The sequence below is a fragment of the Paraburkholderia translucens genome (assembly GCF_020881035.1).
GTDB lineage: Bacteria > Pseudomonadota > Gammaproteobacteria > Burkholderiales > Burkholderiaceae > Paraburkholderia > Paraburkholderia translucens.
This window is the reverse complement of sequence record NZ_JAJITC010000003.1, coordinates 152225-172424: the sequence shown is the minus strand read 5'-3', so window position 1 is coordinate 172424 and position 20200 is coordinate 152225. Positions and strand designations below refer to the sequence as shown.

Sequence of the window (20200 nt, the reverse complement as noted above, 5' to 3'; positions counted from 1 at the left end):
AAGAAAACGCGCTGGCGTTACTGCGCCGCGCCGCTCGCCGGTTTGATCGCATCGGCCGCCGCGGCAGCTTCCGAAGTCGCTGAACTTGCCTGCGCGTCCAGGCTGTCGAACTCCTGCTTTTGGCGGATCGCGTTGTAGAACAGCGTGGCGATCACCAGCAGGATCGCCACCACGATAAAGACGGCAACGCCAAAGGTCGGGTTCTTCTTGTGCGGCGGTCTGGTCATGAAGTGGCTCGGTTCGCGAAGCGGTCGCGCATGAATCGGGAAGGCGGCATTCTACGCCCAGTGGGCTCGCACGCGGCTTGCAGCCGGCCGGGGCGATAGGGATGCGCCGTGGCGCGTTCGCTTTGCAGCGAGCAAGCGGCGCGCCTCGCGCCCAACCCGTCGCCGCGACGATCAGGTTACCGCCGAAGAGCGCACCGGCAACGCTGTCGAATACTTGATCTGCTCCATCGCGAAGCTCGAACTCACGTCGTATAGCGGCACGGCCGTGATCAACTGCTTGTAGATGCGGTCGTAGTCGTCGATATCGGAGACCACCACGCGCAGCAGATAGTCGGTCTCGCCGCTCATCCGGTAGACCTCGACCACTTCCGGAATATCGCGCACCGCCTGCGTGAACGCGCTGGCCCACGCCTCCGTGTGCTGATTGGTACGCACCGCCACGAACACCGTCGTCCCGACGCCTAGCTTGCGCGCATCGCACAGCGCCACCTGCGCGCGAATCACGCCCGCTTCCTTGAGGCGCTGCAGCCGTTTCCAGCAAGGTGTTTGCGACAGATTCACGCGCTGCGCGAGTTCGGCGATCGGCATCGTAGCGTCGATCTGCAGCAGTTCGAGCAGCTTCCGATCGATGATATCCATACTCATGCCACCACCCCCTATAGGAAATTATTCTACTTTTCTTGCGGTCGAGGGAATTATATGGAAACTCTTTCTCCGGTCAAACGGGTATAAATCACGATACCGAAAATTGCCAACAAGCAGCGGGCACGCTGCGCCAGAACCATGATCGACAACCTTCGCGCCACCGCTTTCGGGCGCCTGTCCGACTCGCTCGACGCGATGTTCGAAGCCTGCTCGAGGTTCCCGGAACCGTCGCATTCGCCGTCCTTCGCCCGCACCATGCGGCTCGCGCTCGCCGAGGCAGCCGCCGATCCGGCGCTGCTCGCGCCGACGCAACGCGAGGGGTGGGCCGACACCTATCGCCGCCATTTGCTGCTCGCCGATCCACGCGGCCGCTACGCGGTTGCCGCGCTGGTCTGGCAGCCGGGCCAGGCGAGCCCCGTGCACGCTCATCACACGTGGTGCGCTTACACGGTGATCGACGGCACGCTGAGCGAAACGATCTTCGAATGGGACGACGCGCGGCAATGCGCGAGCGCGCAGCGCGTAGTGGCACGCAAAAGCGGCGCGGTGTCGTTCGTGCGCAGCGGCCGCGGTGCGATTCATCGGCTAGGCAACTGTAGCGATGCGCCGGCCGTGTCGTTGCACATCTATGGTGTCGAGGGCGCGGCGCTCGGCACGCATGTGAACGACATCGTGCGCGTGGCCGACACGGCTGAGTTGCTGTAACCGTTCGACGTCACGCCGTGAAGTGATCAGGCGACTACGCCATCACGCGAACACCGGTCTCAACGCTTCCCCCCGCCGTCGTTCGCCGTCGGAATCTGTGGCGGAACCGGCTCGCTCTGCCCGGTGGGCGGCGGCGCCGGACGCGGTTCGTGCGACACGTCACGCGCGGGCGCAAGCGGCACATGCGCTGATGCACCCGCCGCCGGGCCAACGCCACCCGCTTGATACCCAGCTTCGCGCGAATACTCGTGTGCTGCTTCGCGGACTTTCTCGCGCGCGGCTTGATGCGCCCTTTCATGTGCTTTTTCATGGCCCCGCTCGGGTGCCGCATCCTGAGCTCTATCGTGCCCGCCATCCCGCACCCGCTGACGCGGATCGCCGTGCGCGTGTCTGCCGTCATCGGCCGCGGCATGTGCAGGCGCACCGAAACCGGCCATCTCATCGTCGCGCAATGGCTCGCCCTCGCTATCCCTCGACGACGTGTAGAGCCGCATCCGCGCGACCGGAATCTCGATCCCCGCCTCGTCCATCTTGCGCTTGAGCCGCAGGTTGAACGCGCGCGCAACGCTCCATTGCTGCAAAGGCCGCGTCTTGATCTGCCCTTTGACGACCATCCAGTTCGGGTCGAAGCGGTCGAGGCCCCACACCTCGATCGGCCCCAGCATCTCGCGCCGGTAACGGAAGTCGGCCATCAACTCGGCGCCGACTTCGCGAATCAGCTGGGTGATCTCGTCGACATCGGTCGAGAACGACATGCGCACCTCGAACACCGCATACGCGAAATCGCGCGACAGGTTCTTCACGATCTTGATCTGCGAGAACGGAATCGCGTGGATCGCGCCCTGCCCGTCGCGCAGCCGCACGGTGCGGATCGACAGGTGCTCGACCGTGCCCGCGTGCCCGCCATCGACGTCGATCCAGTCGCCGACCGAGATCGTGTCCTCGATGATGATGAACAGGCCCGTGATCAGGTCGGTCACGAGCGACTGCGCGCCGAAACCGATCGCCAGGCCAATCACGCCCGCGCCCGCGAGCAGCGGCGTCACGTTGATGCCGAGGTTGGCGGCGGTGACGATGCCCCCGATCGTCATGATCGTCACCAGCAACACGTTGCGCACCAGCGGCAGCATCGTGCGCGCGCGCGTGCTCGGGGCGCGCCCTTTGTTGCGCGGCCCGGCCGGATTGAGCGTCTCGGTGATCGCGGTGTCGACCAGAATCCACAGCAGCCACGCGATGAAAAGCGTCGCGACGATCGCCGACATCGCATGCGCGATGCCGCGCGCTGCGACGTTTTTCTCGATCACCGCGGCCAGCGACACGTCCCACAGACGCGCCGCGAATTCGAAGAAAAACAGCCAGATGAACAGCGTCAGCAGCGTGCCGCAAAAGCGCAGCAGCCGCGTCAGGTACGGCGAGCGGCGCCGCGCGCGGGCGCTGCGCGGCCGCGTCATGCGCAGCACGATCGCCGACAGGAAGAACGCCAGCACCAGCAGCAGCGCGGTGACGACCGAGATTTGCAGCACGTCCTCGCTGGAGCCGGAGCCGCCGAGCGTCGCCACCACCGACGCGGCCGCGAGCACCAGCACCGGCACATGCCACAGCGCGCCGAGCACGTCGAACGCGTCGGTCGCGGCCTTGTGGTCGTTGCGCTGCTGATACGGCCGGTTGCGGATCAGGTGCGCGACCGGCCGGCGGAACGCGAGCGCGAAGTAGCCGGTGAGCACTGCGGCCGTCATGTTGGCCCCGGTCGAAAGCAGTGCGGCGAGATTCGTGCCGAGCTGATGCTCGACGTCGTAATTGACGGCCGCGTCGCCGAGCGCGCCGCACACGCCGATCAAGAACAGCACCCGGCGCGCGTGATCGATCAGCAGGCGCACCGCGACGCGCCGGTGGCCCGAGCCGAACAGCGAAAACATGATCAGACAGATCGCGGAAAACACCGCGCCCGCCACGATCGCATACGCGACCACGAGGCCGAGCGTGCGGCCGAGCGCATCGGGCATCGCGCGCACGAACAGCAGCGCCGCGATGAACGCGATGATCCATGGACCCACGCGGCGCAGCGCGAAGATCACCAGTTCGAGCGTGGTGGGATTGGGCCGCAGCACGAGCTCGATGCCGAAACGCCGGTGCAGACGGTGCTGCAGATAGATCAGCGCGCCGGCGCAGGCGCCCCAGCCGGCCAGCATCGCTACCATCGTCAACAGGATCCTGCCGAGACCCTCACGCCCCTGCCCCGAGACGATCGTGTACAGCTCGTTGCCGGCCGCGGTCACACGCCCGCTCCAGTAGCGCAACGGCGTTCGGCCGTGGTTCACGTCGGATTCGAACGACGCGATGCCCGATGCGATCGCGCCGAGCAGTCCCGGGCTCGGTTGCGCGGGCGCGGGCGGGCCGACGGTTTGCGCGGCGCTTTGCGACACGTCGCGCAGTTTTTTCAACTGAGTCAGGAGCGCGGTGCGCTGATGGTCGTTCTCGAGCGTGCCGATCACGCTGTCGAGCGAGCGCGCGAGCTCCGCCTGGCTTGCTGGCGACGGCGCCGACGCCGCCTCGGCCGCCGAGGCGCCCGACGCCGGGGACGCGGCGGGCGCGTTCACCGTCGCGCTGTTGATCAGGCTCTGCAATGCCGGGATCACCGGCGTGCCGCCGCCGAGCGCGGGGCTCGCAGCTTGCGCCGTGCGCGGCAGCGCGGCGATGCACAGCATCAGCGCGGCGCACAGCAGCGCCGCGAACCAGCCGCTCGCGCTCGGGCGCGGTCGGGCGCCGCAGATGGAAGGGCCGCGAGCGGTGGGGCTGGAGGATAGAGGGGTGGCGGTGCGACCCGCCGGCTGCTGTCCGCCGCCAGACGGCGCAGCCTCGGACTCAAGCCGCGACGGGCATGACTGCATGGCAATCCGTAAGAAAACGGGACACGCCAGTGTAGCCGCAGTTTTGCCCGGCGCGCCCGAACATGCGTAACCGAATGTTAGTACGCTTGCGCGGCCGGCGAATCCGGAACGGCAGTCGTCAGTACGCGACCGTCGCGATCTGGCGGATGAAGCGGCCCTGCTCCAGTTCGTCCACGAACGCGATCGCGTAGTCTTCGGCCGAAATGCGGCTATTGCCCTGCGCGTCCGCGATCAGCGTGTTCGCCCCCGTGCGGAACTTGCCGGTGCGCTCGCCCGGCGCGATCAGCGCGGCCGGCGCGAAGAACGTCCAGTCGAGATCGGCGATGCCACGGTAGTAGTCGAACACGTCGCGATGCGCCAGCGCGATGCCCTTGTAGGCGTCCGGAAAACCGTCGGTGTCGACCAGTTGCTTGCCCGGCGCGACTTCGAGCGAACCCGCGCCGCCTACCACGACCACGCGTTTGACCCCCGCCGCACGCGCACCTTCGACGAGCGTGCGCGTGGCTTGCGCCAGCGTCGCGAGATCGTCTTGCGGCGGTGCATAAGCGCTTGCGACCACGTCCTGGCCGCGCAGCGCCTCGGCAACACTCGCGGCGTCGAGCAAATCGGCCTTCGACGCCTGCAGATTCGCGACGCCCGCCGGCACGCGCGCCGGATCGCGCACGAGCGCCGTCACCTGATGCCCGCGACGCGCCGCTTCGGCGGCGATCCGCGAACCGACCATGCCGGTCGCGCCAAACAAGGCGATCTTCAGTTGCTTGCTCATTTCGACGTCCTCCTCAGGTAGTCTTATATGTAATCATTACAGTTACATATAACGAAAAAAAAAGCGGGGCGCTCACCCCGTTCGTTGATCTGGCGCGTACCGCAATCATTCGGCACGCACGCTGCGGCTCTGCTCTTTCGTCGTTTTCACTGCAGTCTTGTCCGCTCGAGCACGGCGCTTGCGCTCGCGCTGCTTCTCCGAGCGCACGACATCAGCCGTCGCGTCGGCGAGCGTGCGCCCGACGAGCGCGGCCTCCATGGCCTGCTGCGCTTCGTCGATGACACCGCGCAGCACGCCCTGGATGTTGCGCCCCACCATGCAGGCGGGATTCGGCGCCTCGCGATGCAACGCGAACAACTGCGCGTCTTCCACCGCGCGATAGACTTCGAGCAGGGTGATCTGTTCGGGCCGCCGCGCGAGCAATGCGCCTCCACCGGCCCCCAACTGCGACGTGGTGAGCCCGGCGTCGGAGAGCATCGCCAGTAGCCGGCGGATCAGCGCAGGATTCGTATTCACGCTGCCCGCAATCATCTCCGACGACAACGGCACGCCGCCCTGCAACGACAGCAACGCGAGCACATGCACCGCAAACGCAAACCGGCTACTCGTGTTCACAGCAAATCCGTCCCGCAACGACAATGTGTAATGATCGTAATTACATTTATTCGGAACGTCAATCCGCGAACCACGAACGCAACCTCGCGCAGCTCATTTGTCCATCTGTTTTTGCGCGTCGGAGGAATCGGCCGGCGCGCTCGACGAAGCCGACGTGCCCGCGTTCTGCGCCGACCACGCCTGCAGCTTGCGCCCCGCCGTTTCGAGACCCTGGCCCGTAATCGAGGCGGCCTTGCCGAGCTGGGCGCTGGCCGCGCTCGCCGCGTTCTGCAGATTCGCCTGCGCGCTCGACGCGAGTGCGGACGGGTCGATCGTGATCGACGGCGCGGAGGCCGAGTCGAGGTTCTGCTGCGCGGCGTTTTTGGTCGCGTCGATCTGCTGGCCGACGTAGCTCGCGGCCTGATCGAGCTTCTGGCCGGCAAATTGCGCGGCGTCGTTGAGCTTGCCCGCGGCCTGGCCGGCCGACGCGTCGTTCTTCTGGCACGCGGCCAGCGCGCCGAACACGAGGACCACGACCGCGGCGCGGCGCAATAACGATGAGGAAAGGGATGAAATCATGATCAGGAAGGAGCCGCGCCGGGCGGCTCGCGCATGCGAAGAGGCGCCCATCATACCGCCGTTGCGCCGCGCGGCTGCTCAGAGCGCGGCGGATCCTCGCCGGTTGCTCTCGAGCGGTCCTACCGTGTCCGCCACGGCGAGCGCAGGCGCGCCATCCGCAGCCTCGGAGACCGCCGCGCCAGCCTCCGGCAACGACAGATAGAACGTCGTGCCCGCCCCCTCCTTCGATTCCGCCCACACGCGGCCGCCGTGCCGCTCGACCATCCGCCGCACGAGCGCGAGGCCGATGCCCTCGCCGGCCGCCGCATTGCCATGCAGGCGCTGGAATGCGGTGAACAGGCGCGGCAGCGCGATCGCCGGAATGCCCTGGCCGTTGTCGCGCACGTAGAAGATGCGCAGCGAATGCACGCCCGGCGGCGCGGGCGTCGTCCCGATTTCGACGCGGCCTTCGCGCGCCGGGTCCAGATAGTTGAGCGCATTGCCGACCAGGTTCGCGAAGATCTGTTCGAGCGCGGTCGGGTCGCCCCATACCGCGGGCAGTTCGCCCACCGTCACGCGCGCGCGCCGCGCGCGAATCGAGCCCTGCATCGCATCGACGACGCGCTGCACGATGTCGCGCACATCGACCTTCTGACGCCGGTACTCGACACGTCCGACACGCGAGAGCCGCAGCAGCGCGTCGATGATGTGCGACGCGCGCAGCACCGCGGTTTGCAGATAATGCAGCGCCTCGCCGATGTCTTCGTCGACGATCCGCTCGATACGCTCGCGCGTGCTCATCGCAAGTGACGAGTCGCGCACCGCGTCGCGCAACTCGTCGCACGCGCGAATCAGCTCCTTCGAAAAGCCTTGCAGGTTCACGAGCGGCGCGCGCAGGTCGTGCGACACGCTATAGATGAACATTTCGTTTTCCTGCGTTTGCTGACGCAAAGTCTCGTTGATCCTCGCGAGCTCGGCGGTGCGGCGCTCGAGGTCCGCGTGAAAGCGTGCCTCGATGCGCTCGGCTTCGAGCAGACGGCGGCTCGTCTCGTGCAAGGTCAGGTCGAGCCGTGCGATTTCATCGTGGCCCGCGCCGATCGGCGCGAGCGGCTCGTTGCCGGCGAGCCGTGCTGCGTTGTCGGACAGAAGCGCGAGCCGGCCGCGCACGCCGCGCGTGAACATCCAGATGGCGAGCGCGACGAACAGCAGCGAGCCCAGTGCGGCCGCGACGATCAGGGTCTGTTGCCGCGCGCGCGCGGCGGCGGCCGCATTCGAGCGCGCCATGTCGAGGCGGCGCTCCTCGGTCTGGAACGCGGTTACCTGCAAACGGAAACGATCGAGCACGTCGGCCTGAGCGAGATCGTGGAAGCGCTCGAGAATCTCGCCGCGCCTCCCGGCATGCAGCAGGTCCTGGATCCGGTCCGACCACTGACGGTACGCCTGCACCGCCTGACGCACCTGGACCACGCGCTCGACCTGCGCGGGATTGTCGGCGACGAGTTCGGCCAGTTGATCGATGCGCCGGTCGACCTCCACCCACAGCGCGACCGGTGTCGCGAAGCGGATGTCGTTAGCGAGCACCGCGCCGCGCAGCGCGACCGATTCGGACAGCACCGGGTCGAGAATCCCGGTGGTCTGGCGCAGCACCTCCTCGCTATCCATCGCCCAGCGTTCGGCCAAAGTCGCGTCGGCCTGGGCCTTCACGAGCCCGGAGAGCAGCGCGAGTTCGAAGACGGCCGGAATCGCGATCAGCAGCAGGCCCTTGGTAGTTAGTCTCATGCGTGCGCATCTCGAGGAGTTGGCCGACGGTTCAAGCACGGGGTCGGCACATTATGTCGGCGTTTGTGCGCGAAGACAAAGAGGGTCACGAACACGCCTACCGCGGTTTCCCGCGTCGGCAGACTTTGCGCCAGAAATGGGCAGGCGCGCGACCGGCGAACAGGTCGATGCGTCAGGATTCCGAATAAAACTGTAATAGAAATCGAATATTGCGCCCTTGTCTGGGTCACGCGTGGCAGCGACGCCGGTTTATGCACTTTTCCTGTGCTTTGACTCTCTTTCGCGGTGCATGAGGTCATTGCACCACTTATCGCCGCAGCGGTTTCGGATCCCATCCCGGTGCCCGATTGCACCGCATCAACGCGATTCGCACAACTTTGGCCCGCTTCTTGCTCTATAGCGCACTTTTTTGGTAAAAAAAGCGGGACATATCGATGGAAAGTCTGAAATACGGGGCCAACACGGAGTTTCTTCTGATCGGTGCCGCGATGGTGCTGGCAATGCACGCGGGGTTCGCATTTCTTGAGCTCGGCACCGTGCGCAAGAAGAATCAGGTCAATGCGCTGGTCAAGATTCTGGTCGACTTCGCGGTCTCGACGATCGCGTATTTCTTCATCGGCTACACGATCGCCTACGGCGTGCAGTTTTTCGGCAATGCCGCGTCGCTCGCCGAGCACAACGGCTACGGCCTCGTGCGCTTTTTCTTCCTGCTGACGTTCGCCGCCGCGATCCCCGCGATCGTTTCGGGCGGCATCGCCGAGCGCTCGAAATTCAATCCGCAGCTGTGCGCGACGTTCGTGCTGGTCGGGTTCGTCTATCCGTTCTTCGAAGGTATCGCGTGGAATGACCGTTTCGGCATCCAGGACTGGCTCACGCATGCTTTCGGCGCGCCGTTCCATGATTTCGCGGGCTCGGTGGTCGTACACGCGTTCGGCGGCTGGGTCGCGCTGCCCGCCGTGTTGCTGCTCGGCGCACGCAACGGCCGCTATCACCGCGACGGCGGCATCGCCGCGCATCCGCCATCGAATATCCCGTTCCTCGCGCTCGGCGCATGGGTCCTCACGGTCGGCTGGTTCGGCTTCAACGTGATGAGCGCGCAGACGCTCGACAAGATCAGCGGCCTCGTCGCGGTCAACTCGCTGATGGCGATGGTCGGCGGCACGCTGACCGCGTGGCTCGCGGGCCGCAACGACCCGGGCTTCACGTACAACGGCCCGCTCGCGGGACTCGTGGCCGTGTGCGCGGGCTCGGATCTGATGCATCCGCTCGGCGCGCTGGTCACGGGTGGTATTGCCGGCGTGCTGTTCGTCTATATGTTCACCTGTGTGCAGAACCGCTGGCGCATCGACGACGTGCTCGGCGTGTGGCCGCTGCACGGCCTGTGCGGCGCATGGGGCGGCATCGCGGCCGGCATCTTCGGCATGCAAGCGCTCGGCGGGATGGGCGGCGTGTCGCTCGGTTCGCAGGTGATTGGCACGCTCGGCGGCATAGTCGTCGCGGGGCTCGGCGGCACGATCGTGTACGGCGTGATCCGCATGACCGTCGGTCTGCGGCTCGACCAGGAAGAGGAGTACAACGGCGCCGACCTGTCGATCCACAAGATTTCGGCGACCGCGGAGTAACAGGCGGCGGCGCGCGAGGAAAACGGGACAGGCGCGCATCACGTGCCTGTCCCCAAATGCGCGCGCCGATGTTAGACTCCGCGGCTGGAGATGGCATTCTCCATTAACCGCCTTTGGGGCTGATGATGCCTGCTACGCCCGGTTTTGCGGACGCGGCATCCACTCGCCCGCATCAACCGGTTTGTCGACATTCCGGTTTCGATCCTCTTCCATGTATTGGTCTTTTCTTGCGGTCGCCATCGGTGGCGCACTCGGCTCGCTGTTCCGCTGGTTCCTCGGCTTTCGCCTGAACGCCATCTTTAGCGACCTGCCGCTCGGCACGCTCGCTGCCAACGTGATCGCGGGCTACATCATCGGGGTAGCGGTCGCGGGCTTCGCGCGCGTGCCGCAGCTCGCGCCGGAATGGCGCCTGTTCGTCATCACGGGTTTGATGGGCGGCCTCTCGACGTTCTCGACATTCTCCGCGGAGGTCGTGCAGCGCTTGCAGGACGGGCGGCTCGGCTGGGCGGCCGGCGAAGTGGCGATCCACGTGAGCGCGTCGCTGATCATGACGATTCTCGGCATCGCCACGGTTTCGTTGCTGGCGCGCTGAGGCGCACGCGTCACGCGTGGCCCACACACGCTCGAACCCTTCGATCCGCTAGCGATCCCGACCGCGCTCCTGATCCTCGTCTTTCCCGGTCACCGATAAAGACACAGTGACGGTTCGACGCGCAATATCCGAAGGTATGACGCTCTGTCCACATCCGTATAGTGTTCGGCACCGAACGTCCGATAGAAAAGAAGCGGACCGCAGACTATCCTTTCTAGCGGGCAAGACCCACACTCAAGACTCCTCCTCAATCCCTCGTGAACAGGTGATTTCATGACGTTACGCCACAAGGCACTCACGGGTGCGCTCGCCGCTCTGCTGTCGTCGGCCGCACTCGTACAGGCTGCGACCGCCGCCGACACCGCCGCTCCCACCAAAGAGCAGCTTCGCGCGGAGATGCATGCCGATCGCGCCGCCAATCATGCACTGGCCAAGAAGGTCCGCGAGGCTCTGCTCAAGTCGAAAGAACTGAATGACACGGACATCGCCGTGTTCGCGAATTCGCGCTCGGGCAAGGTCACCCTGGCAGGTACCATTCTCGACGAATCGCAAGACCAGGTCGCTCAGGATCTCGCGTCGAAAGTGCCGGGCGTGCAGTCGGTGACGAGCAAGCTGACGCTGTACGCCGCGCCCTGATCCTGCCGGTTTCATCGTCGAAGACCGCGCCGGCTGTGCCGGCGCATTCCAGCGGTCTCACGAGAACGGCTCTGTCGACGGTGCGCGATGTGCCGTGACGCGGATCGCGGATTTTCGCGTCGCCAGCACCGGCGCAGCCAATGCGTTCAACGCAACGCAACGCGCGTAGCGCGTGAACTCGCAGTCGCGATCCTTGACACGCAAGCGAGCATCATTGAGCGCACGCTTCGGTCACAGGCGCTGGACCTGCAGCAGCGCGTCCGCGAACGCCTGGGGCGCTTCCTGGGGCAGATTGTGGCCAATCCCGCCGCTGATGTCGCGGTGCTGGTATTTGCCCGTGAACTTCGCGGCGTACGCGGCCGGCTGCGGATGCGGCGCGCCGTTGGCATCGCCCTCGAGCGTGATGGTCGGCACCGCGATCGCGGGCGACAGCGCAAGCTTCTTCTCGATGTCGTCGTACTTGGCCTCGCCTTGCGCGAGCCCCAGACGCCAGCGATAGTTGTTGATCACCACAGCAACATGGTCGGGATTGTCGAACGAAGCCGCCGTGCGTTCGTAAGTCGCGTCATCGAAGCGCCACTGTGGCGACGCAAGACGCCAGATCAGCTTGTTGAAATCGTGGCTGTTCTGAGCGTACCCCGCCTGGCCGCGCGCCGTGGAGAAATAGAACTGATACCACCATGCCAGTTCAGCCGCTGGCGGCAGCGGCTTCTCGTTGGCAGCCTGGCTGCCGATCAGATAACCGCTCACGGAGACGAGCGCCTTGCAGCGCTCCGGCCACAGCGCGGCGATGATGTTGGCGGTGCGCGCGCCCCAATCGAACCCGCCGATGACGGCCTGCCTGACGTTCAGCGCGTCCATGAACGCGACGATATCGACGGCGACAACGGCTTGCTGACCATTGCGCGGTATGTCAGCCGACACGAATTGCGTCGGACCATAGCCGCGCAAATACGGCACGAGCACCCGATGCCCCGCCGCCGTGAGTATCGGCGCGACCTCGGCGAAGCTGTAGACATCGTAGGGCCAGCCGTGCAGCAAGACGACGACCGGACCTTCTTTCGGGCCGGCGTCCACATATCCGATGCTCAGGCCATTCGCCTGAACCCGGTGAATTTCACCGAAGGACGCCGCGTTCGGGCTCGCGGACGCCGACTGCGCGCCGGCGAATCCGGCAACGCCCGTTCCCGCCAGCGCAACGCCCGCCAAGCTGGTTCCCAGAATTCGCCGACGGCGTTCGTTAATCAGTTCTGCCACGCTTCATCTCCTCGTGATTAGTTAAAAGCCGACTCGATCAAGCTTATGGGCAGATGTGACGATGCACCATCGCATCAGTGGATAGGACTATACGGCGATCGATTTAGCGAGCTATACGCAGATATATCCGCAGCGGGCTACCACGTCGGACGCAAGGAAAGCCATCGCAGACACCCTCGATGTCAATCAAACTTCAATGCCTGTTTCAACCGTTCGTCAAGCCTGAAGCTTACATTGAGTGTATTGAAGAGGCTCTAGTACTTTGGTATTGGAAATTCGCGCGGGTTGAAGGATTAATATGTCAGCCGGTCACACGACTGGGCGATTCGTTAATCGCGTCGCCATGCGTAGGGCGACGCCAGATAGACAGCTGCAGGTCACCGTTGCGAAAGGCTCGCGAACCAGCGTTTCGCCCAATCCATCAGGGCAGCCGGTGCCCTTGTCGATCAACAGAGTTCGGCGCATGCAACCATTCCATGCTCTTTTCGTACTACTCGGCACGCTGCTCGCCGCCAGCGGTTATGGCGCGACGTTTTTGCTTTCGATGCATTTCCGGTCCACGGGCGGAACCGATCTGAACACCGGAGTTGCGTTCGCGCAAGCAGTGATCGGCACGTTTCTGAGCTTTCCGCTGGTCGACTGGTTCGCCCCGCGCATAGGCGCGGCGAGATTGACGTCGATCGCGACGCTATGCCTCGGCACAGGCGTCGCGGCTTTCACGATAATCGCGCCCGAGAATGCGATCGGCTTTCTTCCCGGATTCCTTGTCGGTTTTGGCTGGGGTTCGTTCAGCCTCGCTGCTCCAATGGCACTCGCCGAACGAACCACGAATAGCGATCGAGGCTCATGGTTCATGCGATTCGGCACGATTCAAATGCTGGGCATCGGCGCATGTCCGGCGTTAGCCGCGTTCGCGATCCGCTCGCTGCACTGGACCGTCGCAAGCGTGCTGCTCGTCATCGCGGGCCTGTGCATGGTCGGATCGTTGATGCTGGAAGTTTTCGCACGCTTGTCGCCGGATCCCGCAACGCACCCGCAAAAGACATGGACGCTCAACTCGGGCGCCATTCTCCGCACGCGCGCGGTTCACTCGATCGCGATGATTGGCTTATGCGCCTGCGTCTTCTCCGGCCTGTTGACGTTCCAGATGTCGCTCGTTCAGGGTACCGGATCCCACGCCGGGACGTTCTTCAGTTTTTACACCGTGACGGTCGTTCTCGCGCGCTGGCTGCTCGGACGGCTCGTGATCAGTTCGCCGCGTGAAATCGCGACCAAACTCGTAATCATATTGATGCTGCTTGGCATTGCAGCCATGTTCGCCGTTCCGTATCACACGCTGTTCCACCCGACCAGCGCCGTGCTGTTCGGGGCCGGCTACGGGCTCGCCTATCCTGTGATCCAGGAACAGGCGGTCAACGATTCCGATGTCAGCCATCGTCAGGCCGCGCTGACATGGTTCATCGTCGCTTATTCGCTCGGTGCGTTCGGCTTTCCGGCCGTCGGCGGCTGGGTGCTCGTGCACGCCGGAAAAAGCGCGTTGACCGCGCTGATCGCCATGTGCGGCATGGGAGCGCTCGTGCTATCCGTGCTGCGCGACCGGCAAAGCCTCGCTGCGAAATTCAATTCGTGAGCGCATCCGGATCCGCCAATCGCTGTCATCACGTCCTGATCGACGGCTGCAATATTCGCCTCGGCTTCCGCATCTGAAAAACCGATCCAATCAGACCTCGACTGTGGCGTGCCTGATGGACGACAAAAAAAAGGCGTCACGTTGCCGTGACGCCTTAAAAGTTCTAGCCATTCCGAGGGCCGTGCTAGAACCTGAGAGACGGTATTCAAAAGCCGCGACACTCATTGAATGAGCAATCGGTCCTGGATTCCGGGATTTTGCGCTCACATGCACCAGAATACAGCCTGTGGAAGCGGCTTTTGAAATGAGGTTCCATTTTTTATGGTTATGCTGATTAAGTCAAGTAGAACATCGATCGGTCCGCCAATGAGCAATTCGTTCCGATACAATAAGCTTTCTAAAATATAAAAAAATTCTCGCCCCGGTTTGGAGATGTCCGCGCATTCGAAAAGCACCCCGCAACAGGTTGCCGAACGAATAATTTGAAATAAAGTTTCAAAATAACGCATGAACCAATCCACGCCTAACCAGACCGAAGCCGCCAGGGTCCCAACCAGCAAAGACCGGGGCGGCCCGGGCGACGAAGTCACCGCGCTCGCGCGCGGCCTGACCGTGCTGCGCACCGTCGCCGCCGCGCACGCGCCCCTCAGCAACCGCGAGCTGACCGAGTTGACCGGCATCCCGAAGCCCACCGTGTCGCGCATCACCGCCACGCTCGTGGGCACCGGTTTCCTGCTGCGGTTGCCCGACAGCGAGCGCTTCGTGCTGACCTCGTCCGTGCTCGAACTGAGCAACGGCTTTCTGCGCAACTTCGACATCCGCTCCCGCGCCCGGCCCTTCCTGATCGAGCTCGCCGAGCGCACCGCGTTGTCGGTGCATCTTGCTGTACGCGACCGCTACGACATGGTCGTGATCGACACGATCCGGCCGCGTTCCGCGGTGCTCGTCTCGCGGCTCGAAGTCGGCTCGCGCATGAGCTTGACGCGCACCGCCGTCGGCCGGGCGTACCTCGCTTCGCTCGCGCAGCCGGAGCGCGACCGTCTGCTCGCCGGCCTGCAGACGGCCGAAGGCGACGATTGGGGCTATCTCGGCAGCCGCCTCGAAAGCGCGATAGAGGACACGCTCGAGCGCGGCTTCGCGATCGCCACCGGCGAGTGGTACGACGGCCTGAACGCGATCGCGCTTGGCTTCGTCGGGCCGTCGGGCGAGCGCTACGCGGTCAATTGCGGCGGCTCGGCCAACCAATGTCCGCGCGACTGGCTGATCTCGCACGCCGCGCCCGCATTGCTCGAATGCATCGACATGATCGTCATGGAGATCGGCGGCGCGCCTGGGCGCCGACTCGACGAATAAGATCCCGCAGCAACGGGTGCCAAACGGCGCCCGTTGCTGGCGCCCTGCCCTCGCCCGGCAATCCACTGACATCCTGTAACCTTCGTAATCAAACGAAAAAAACCGCGGGTGGACTGTTACGGACGCCGCAACGTACGATCACGCATCGCATCGCATCGCATCGCATCGCATCGCGTCGCGCGAACGCGTGCGCGGCGAGCCGTGAGCGCCGGCGAAATCGGCCCCGCCCATCTGTGGTGATTCCGCATTGCGCTAACATCTCTGTCCCGCGCCTCGGGTAGCATCGCCCTGAACTTTCGCGGCGCTCGCTGCCACAACCGCCTGACCTGCCGCCCATGTGCCGTTGCCCCGCTCTTCGAATGGCGGCGGCCGCATGAGCGGCTCACATCATCAAGCCCAGCCACCTGACCGAACCGATGGACGAACAACAAAAGCACCCGGAAACCCAACGCCCCGCCGCGTCTGAACCGGCCGCGAGCGGCGCGCAGTCGAGCGCGCCCGGCACGGTGAAACGCCACCGTGGCCGCACCATTGCGCTGATCGTCGCGGCGCTGGTCGTGCTCGGCGTCGTGCTGTGGCGCTGGCATCCGTGGGGCGGGCCCGGCGCGAGCGCGCCGGGCGCCGCGAGCGGTGCACGCGCTGGCCGTTTCGGCCGCGGCGGTCCGAACGCGATCGACGTGCCGCAACCGGTGCACGTCGCCGCGGCGACGCAGGGCGAGATGCCGGTCGTGCTGACCGCGCTCGGCACGGTCACGCCGCTCGCCACCGTCACCGTGCTGCCGCAGCTGAGCGGCGTGCTGCAGGACGTCTATTTCAAGGAAGGCCAGATGGTCAAGAAGGGCGACGTGCTGGCCCAGATCGACCCGCGCCCGTATGAGATTTCGCTGCGCAACGCCGAGGGCACGCTGTTGCGCGACCAGGCACTGCTCGCCACCGCGCGTCTCGATCTGAAGCGCTACCAGACGCTGCTCGCGCAGGACTCGATCGCAAGCCAGCAGGTCGACACGCAGGCGTCGCTGGTGCGCCAATACGAAGGCACGGTGAAGGCCGATCAGGCGAACGTCGACAGCTTCAAGCTCGACCTCATCTACGCGCGCATCACCGCGCCGGTGTCGGGACGCGTCGGTCTGCGTCAGGTCGACCCGGGCAACTACGTGACCTCGGGCCTCGCCAACGGCATCGTCGTGATTACGCAGCTCGATCCGATCAGCGTGGTCTTCACGACGTCCGAAGACAACCTCCAGCAGATCATCGAGCACACGCGCAACGGCGAGCAGCTCTCGGCGACCGCCTACGACCGCAGCAACACCCATCCGCTCGAAGTGGGCACGCTGAAGACGATGGACAATCAGATCGACACGACCACCGGCACGATCAGGCTGCGCGCGATCTTCGAGAACAAGGACAACGGACTGTTCCCGAACCAGTTCGTCAACACGCGCCTGCTCGTCGACACGATCAAGGACGCGGTCATCGTGCCGACCTCGGCGGTGCTCAACGGCTCGATGGGTCCGTTCGTGTACGTCGTGAAGCCCGACAATACGGTCACCGTGCGCCAGGTCAAGCCCGGCCCGGTCGACGGCGAGCGCACCAGCATCCGCTCGGGCCTCGCGGTCGGCGAGCGCGTCGTGACCGACGGTTCGGACCGACTGCGCGAAGGCGCGAAGATCACGATCCCGGCCGAGCGGCCCCGTGGCGCATCCGGCGCACAGGGCGCTAGCGCTCCGGCAGCGGCCTCGGGCGCACCCGCGCGTCACGGCCGGCACGCAGCGCACGCATCGCAATAAAGTAAAGGCACGGCACTTACCGCATGAATCCATCCCGCGCTTTTATTCTGCGTCCCGTCGGCACCGCGCTGCTGATGGCGGCGATCATGCTGGTCGGCCTCGTCGCGCTGCGCTTTCTGCCGCTGTCCGCGCTGCCCGAGGTCGACTATCCGACGATCCAGGTGCAGACCTTCTATCCGGGCGCGAGCCCGGAGGTGATGACGTCGTCGGTGACGGCGCCGCTCGAGCGGCAGTTCGGGCAGATGCCGTCGCTGAACCAGATGTCGTCGCAAAGCTCGGCGGGCTCGTCGATCATCACGCTGCAATTCAGCCTCGATCTGCCGCTCGATATCGCCGAGCAGGAAGTTCAGGCGGCGATCAACGCGGCGGGCAACCTGCTGCCGTCCGACCTGCCCGCGCCACCGATCTACGCGAAGGTCAACCCGGCCGACGCGCCGATCATGACGCTCGCGATCACCTCGAAGACGCTGCCGCTCACGCAGGTGCAGGATCTCGCCGATACGCGGCTCGCGCAGAAGATTTCGCAGGTCGCGGGCGTGGGTCTCGTGAGCCTGTCGGGCGGCCAGCGCCCGGCGATCCGCATTCAGGCGAACCCGCGCGCGCTCGCCGCATACGGCCTGAACCTCGACGACCTGCGCACCACGATCTCGAACCTCAACGTCAACACGCCGAAAGGCAATTTCGACGGCCCGACGCGCAACTACACGATCAACTCGAACGACCAGCTGACCGACGCCGACGAGTACAAGACCGCCGTCGTTGCATACAGGAACGGCCGTCCGGTGATGCTGACCGACGTCGCGAGCATCGTGGCGGGACCGGAGAACACGAAGCTCGGCGCGTGGGTCGACAACACGCCCGCGATCATCCTGAACGTGCAGCGCCAGCCGGGCGCGAACGTGATCCAGGTGGTCGACAGCATCAAGGCGCTGCTGCCGCAACTGCAGCAGGCGCTGCCCGCCGCGCTCGACGTGCAGGTCGTCACCGACCGCACCACCACGATCCGCGCGTCGGTGCGCGACGTGCAGTTCGAGCTGGCGATGTCGGTCGTGCTGGTCGTGCTCGTGATGTACCTGTTTCTCGCCAACGTCTACGCGACGATCATTCCGAGCCTGTCGGTGCCGCTCTCGCTGATCGGCACGCTCGCCGTGATGTACCTGTTCGGTTTCTCGCTCGATAACCTGTCGCTGATGGCGCTGACCATCGCCACCGGCTTCGTCGTCGACGATGCGATCGTGATGATCGAGAACATCGCGCGTTACGTCGAGGAAGGCGACACGGCGCTCGAAGCCGCGTTGAAGGGCTCGAAGCAGATCGGCTTCACGATCATTTCTCTGACGGTCTCGCTGATCGCGGTGCTGATCCCGCTGCTCTTCATGGGCGACGTGGTCGGACGCCTGTTCCACGAATTCGCGATCACGCTCGCGGTCACGATCGTCATCTCGGCGGTCGTGTCGCTGACGCTCGTGCCGATGATGTGCGCGAAGCTGTTGCGCCATACGCCGCCGCCTGAAAGCCACCGCTTCGAGGCGAAGGCGCACCAGTTCATCGACTGGGTGATCGCGCGCTACGCGGTCGCGCTCACGTGGGTGCTGAACCGCCAGCGCTCCACGCTGGTGGTTGCACTGCTCACGCTCGTGCTGACCGGCCTGCTCTATGTGTTCGTGCCGAAGGGCTTCTTCCCGGTGCAGGACACCGGCGTGATCCAGGCGATCACGCAGATGCCGCAATCGGTGTCGTTCGCGTCGATGGCCGAGCGTCAGCAGGCGCTCGCCGCGCAGATCCTGAAGAACCCGGACGTCGAAAGCCTGACCTCGTTCATCGGCGTGGACGGCAGCAACATCACGCTGAACAGCGGCCGCATGCTGATCAACCTGAAGCCGCGCGACGACCGCAGCAACACCGCGAGCGACGTGATCCGCCAGTTGCAGAAGGACGTCGCGCACATTCCGGGTGCGTCGCTCTACATGCAGCCGGTGCAGGATCTGACGATCGACTCGACCGTGAGCCCGACGCAGTACCACTTCATGCTGACCGATCCGAACATCAGCGAATTCACGACCTGGGTGCCGAAGCTGGTCGACCGGCTCAAGCAGTCGCCCGAACTCGCGGACGTGGCCACCGATCTGCAGGACAACGGCCGCTCGGTGTTCATCGAAATCGACCGCGCGACCGCGGCACGCTTCGGCATCACGCCGGCCACCATCGACAGCGCGCTGTACGACGCGTTCGGCCAGCGCATCGTTTCGACGATCTTCACGCAGTCGAATCAGTACCGCGTGATTCTCGAAGCGCAGCCGACGATGCAGCGCTACACCGAGTCGCTGAACTCGATCTTCCTGCCCTCGTCCACGTCGGCGGGCGGCCAGGTGCCGCTGTCATCGATCGCGAAGTTCATCGAGCGGCCCGCGCCGCTGCTCATTACGCACCTGAGCCAGTTCCCGGCCACCACGGTGTCGTTCAACCTCGCGCCGGGTGCGTCGCTCGGCGCGGCCGTGCAGGCGATCGAGCAGGCCGAAAAGGACATCGGCCTGCCCGCGTCGTTCCAGACGCGCTTCCAGGGCGCGGCGCTCGCGTTCCAGGCGTCGCTCGCGAACGAGCTGTTCCTGATCCTTGCGGCGATCGTCACGATGTACATCGTGCTCGGCGTGCTGTACGAGAGCTTCATCCATCCGATCACGATTCTGTCGACGCTGCCGTCGGCCGGCGTCGGCGCGCTGCTCGCGCTGCTGATCACCGGCCACGATCTCGACATCATCGGCATCATCGGCATCGTGCTCCTGATCGGTATCGTGAAGAAGAACGCGATCATGATGATCGACTTCGCGCTCTACGCCGAACGCGAGGAAGGCAAGCCGCCGCGCGAGGCGATCTATCAGGCGTGTCTGCTGCGCTTCCGGCCGATCCTGATGACCACGCTCGCCGCGCTGCTCGGCGCGCTGCCGCTGATGCTCGGCACCGGCGCGGGCTCGGAGCTGCGCCGTCCGCTCGGTATCGCGATCGCCGGCGGTCTGATCGTGAGCCAGCTCCTGACGCTGTTCACGACGCCGGTGATCTACCTCGCGTTCGATTCGCTCGGCCGCCGGCTGCGCGCGCGCTTTCACCGCGGCGATTCGTCCGGTAGCGCCACGCCGCCCGCCGCCGATGCAAGGAACTGAGCG

16 protein-coding genes and 1 riboswitch are annotated in these 20200 nt (G+C 65.1%); of the genes, 8 read left to right on the top strand and 8 right to left on the bottom strand.

The window, feature by feature from the left end; translation table 11 throughout:
- Positions 1-17 precede the first annotated feature (17 nt).
- Both LJ655_RS06365 and LJ655_RS06360 read right to left on the bottom strand, forming a co-directional pair.
- Entirely contained in the window at positions 18-227 is a 210-nt protein-coding gene (locus tag LJ655_RS06365) for a hypothetical protein (protein WP_230560418.1), read from the bottom strand.
- A gap of 171 nt (positions 228-398) precedes the next feature.
- Entirely contained in the window at positions 399-872 is a 474-nt protein-coding gene (locus LJ655_RS06360; protein ID WP_230560417.1) for an Lrp/AsnC family transcriptional regulator, read from the bottom strand.
- Between the two features lie 138 nt (positions 873-1010).
- Between LJ655_RS06360 and LJ655_RS06355 the strand changes: the two genes are divergently transcribed.
- Positions 1011-1577, top strand: coding sequence for a cysteine dioxygenase family protein (locus LJ655_RS06355; protein WP_230560416.1), 567 nt, complete (start codon positions 1011-1013; stop codon positions 1575-1577).
- A 59-nt stretch (positions 1578-1636) separates the two neighbouring features.
- On the opposite strand, the gene LJ655_RS06350 is transcribed toward LJ655_RS06355, so the two are convergent.
- The 5 genes from LJ655_RS06350 to LJ655_RS06330 form a co-directional block, all read right to left on the bottom strand.
- Positions 1637-4465: a mechanosensitive ion channel family protein gene (locus tag LJ655_RS06350; RefSeq protein WP_230560415.1), complete on the bottom strand. Its 2829-nt coding sequence runs from the start codon at positions 4463-4465 to the stop codon at positions 1637-1639.
- Between the two features lie 118 nt (positions 4466-4583).
- On the bottom strand, positions 4584-5231 hold the full coding sequence (locus LJ655_RS06345) for an NAD(P)-dependent oxidoreductase (protein WP_230560414.1): 648 nt from the start codon (positions 5229-5231) through the stop codon (positions 4584-4586).
- 105 nt (positions 5232-5336) lie between these two features.
- Positions 5337-5846: an Rrf2 family transcriptional regulator gene (locus LJ655_RS06340; protein WP_230560413.1), complete on the bottom strand. Its 510-nt coding sequence runs from the start codon at positions 5844-5846 to the stop codon at positions 5337-5339.
- Between the two features lie 93 nt (positions 5847-5939).
- Complete coding sequence (locus LJ655_RS06335; RefSeq protein WP_230560412.1) at positions 5940-6404, bottom strand: BCAL1086 family glycoprotein; 465 nt, start codon at positions 6402-6404, stop codon at positions 5940-5942.
- Positions 6405-6482: 78 nt separating this feature from the next.
- A complete protein-coding gene (locus LJ655_RS06330) occupies positions 6483-8162 on the bottom strand; it encodes a sensor histidine kinase (protein ID WP_230560411.1) in 1680 nt (559 codons plus the stop codon).
- Between the two features lie 434 nt (positions 8163-8596).
- On the opposite strand from LJ655_RS06330, the gene LJ655_RS06325 reads away from it, so the two are divergent.
- From LJ655_RS06325 to LJ655_RS06315, 3 genes are all read left to right on the top strand, one after another.
- A complete protein-coding gene (locus LJ655_RS06325) occupies positions 8597-9784 on the top strand; it encodes an ammonium transporter (RefSeq protein ID WP_230560410.1) in 1188 nt (395 codons plus the stop codon).
- A 77-nt stretch (positions 9785-9861) separates the two neighbouring features.
- A riboswitch (Fluoride riboswitch) is annotated at positions 9862-9923 on the top strand.
- Between the two features lie 72 nt (positions 9924-9995).
- Positions 9996-10376, top strand: coding sequence for a fluoride efflux transporter CrcB (crcB, locus tag LJ655_RS06320; protein WP_230560409.1), 381 nt, complete (start codon positions 9996-9998; stop codon positions 10374-10376).
- 273 nt (positions 10377-10649) lie between these two features.
- Entirely contained in the window at positions 10650-11012 is a 363-nt protein-coding gene (locus LJ655_RS06315) for a BON domain-containing protein (protein ID WP_230560408.1), read from the top strand.
- 231 nt (positions 11013-11243) lie between these two features.
- Here the strand turns inward: LJ655_RS06315 and LJ655_RS06310 are convergent, their stop codons facing one another.
- Positions 11244-12269 (bottom strand): alpha/beta fold hydrolase, encoded by a 1026-nt coding sequence (locus tag LJ655_RS06310; RefSeq protein WP_230560407.1) that lies wholly within the window; start codon positions 12267-12269, stop codon positions 11244-11246.
- A gap of 463 nt (positions 12270-12732) precedes the next feature.
- Here LJ655_RS06310 and LJ655_RS06305 point away from each other — a divergent pair, with 463 nt between their 5' ends.
- The 4 genes from LJ655_RS06305 (at position 12733) to LJ655_RS06290 (ending at position 20197) form a co-directional block, all read left to right on the top strand.
- The gene (locus tag LJ655_RS06305) at positions 12733-13899 is read left to right on the top strand and encodes an MFS transporter (RefSeq protein WP_230560406.1); all 1167 of its coding nucleotides are present in this window, start codon (positions 12733-12735) and stop codon (positions 13897-13899) included.
- A 507-nt stretch (positions 13900-14406) separates the two neighbouring features.
- Positions 14407-15252, top strand: coding sequence for an IclR family transcriptional regulator (locus LJ655_RS06300; RefSeq protein WP_230560405.1), 846 nt, complete (start codon positions 14407-14409; stop codon positions 15250-15252).
- A 416-nt stretch (positions 15253-15668) separates the two neighbouring features.
- Positions 15669-17039: an MdtA/MuxA family multidrug efflux RND transporter periplasmic adaptor subunit gene (locus LJ655_RS06295; protein ID WP_230560404.1), complete on the top strand. Its 1371-nt coding sequence runs from the start codon at positions 15669-15671 to the stop codon at positions 17037-17039.
- A gap of 23 nt (positions 17040-17062) precedes the next feature.
- Positions 17063-20197, top strand: a complete 3135-nt coding sequence (locus LJ655_RS06290) for an MdtB/MuxB family multidrug efflux RND transporter permease subunit (RefSeq protein WP_230560403.1) — start codon at positions 17063-17065, stop codon at positions 20195-20197.
- Positions 20198-20200 lie beyond the last annotated feature (3 nt).

Coding starts and splice junctions, on each gene's coding strand:
- LJ655_RS06300 (WP_230560405.1), top strand. CDS start 14,407: ATGAACCAATCCACGCCTAACCAGACCGAAGCCGCCAGGGTCCCAACC.
- LJ655_RS06345 (WP_230560414.1), bottom strand. CDS start 5,231: ATGAGCAAGCAACTGAAGATCGCCTTGTTTGGCGCGACCGGCATGGTC.
- LJ655_RS06355 (WP_230560416.1), top strand. CDS start 1,011: ATGATCGACAACCTTCGCGCCACCGCTTTCGGGCGCCTGTCCGACTCG.
- crcB (WP_230560409.1), top strand. CDS start 9,996: ATGTATTGGTCTTTTCTTGCGGTCGCCATCGGTGGCGCACTCGGCTCG.
- LJ655_RS06350 (WP_230560415.1), bottom strand. CDS start 4,465: ATGCAGTCATGCCCGTCGCGGCTTGAGTCCGAGGCTGCGCCGTCTGGC.
- LJ655_RS06335 (WP_230560412.1), bottom strand. CDS start 6,404: ATGATTTCATCCCTTTCCTCATCGTTATTGCGCCGCGCCGCGGTCGTG.
- LJ655_RS06315 (WP_230560408.1), top strand. CDS start 10,650: ATGACGTTACGCCACAAGGCACTCACGGGTGCGCTCGCCGCTCTGCTG.
- LJ655_RS06305 (WP_230560406.1), top strand. CDS start 12,733: ATGCAACCATTCCATGCTCTTTTCGTACTACTCGGCACGCTGCTCGCC.
- LJ655_RS06295 (WP_230560404.1), top strand. CDS start 15,669: ATGGACGAACAACAAAAGCACCCGGAAACCCAACGCCCCGCCGCGTCT.
- LJ655_RS06365 (WP_230560418.1), bottom strand. CDS start 227: ATGACCAGACCGCCGCACAAGAAGAACCCGACCTTTGGCGTTGCCGTC.
- LJ655_RS06325 (WP_230560410.1), top strand. CDS start 8,597: ATGGAAAGTCTGAAATACGGGGCCAACACGGAGTTTCTTCTGATCGGT.
- LJ655_RS06290 (WP_230560403.1), top strand. CDS start 17,063: ATGAATCCATCCCGCGCTTTTATTCTGCGTCCCGTCGGCACCGCGCTG.
- LJ655_RS06330 (WP_230560411.1), bottom strand. CDS start 8,162: ATGAGACTAACTACCAAGGGCCTGCTGCTGATCGCGATTCCGGCCGTC.
- LJ655_RS06360 (WP_230560417.1), bottom strand. CDS start 872: ATGAGTATGGATATCATCGATCGGAAGCTGCTCGAACTGCTGCAGATC.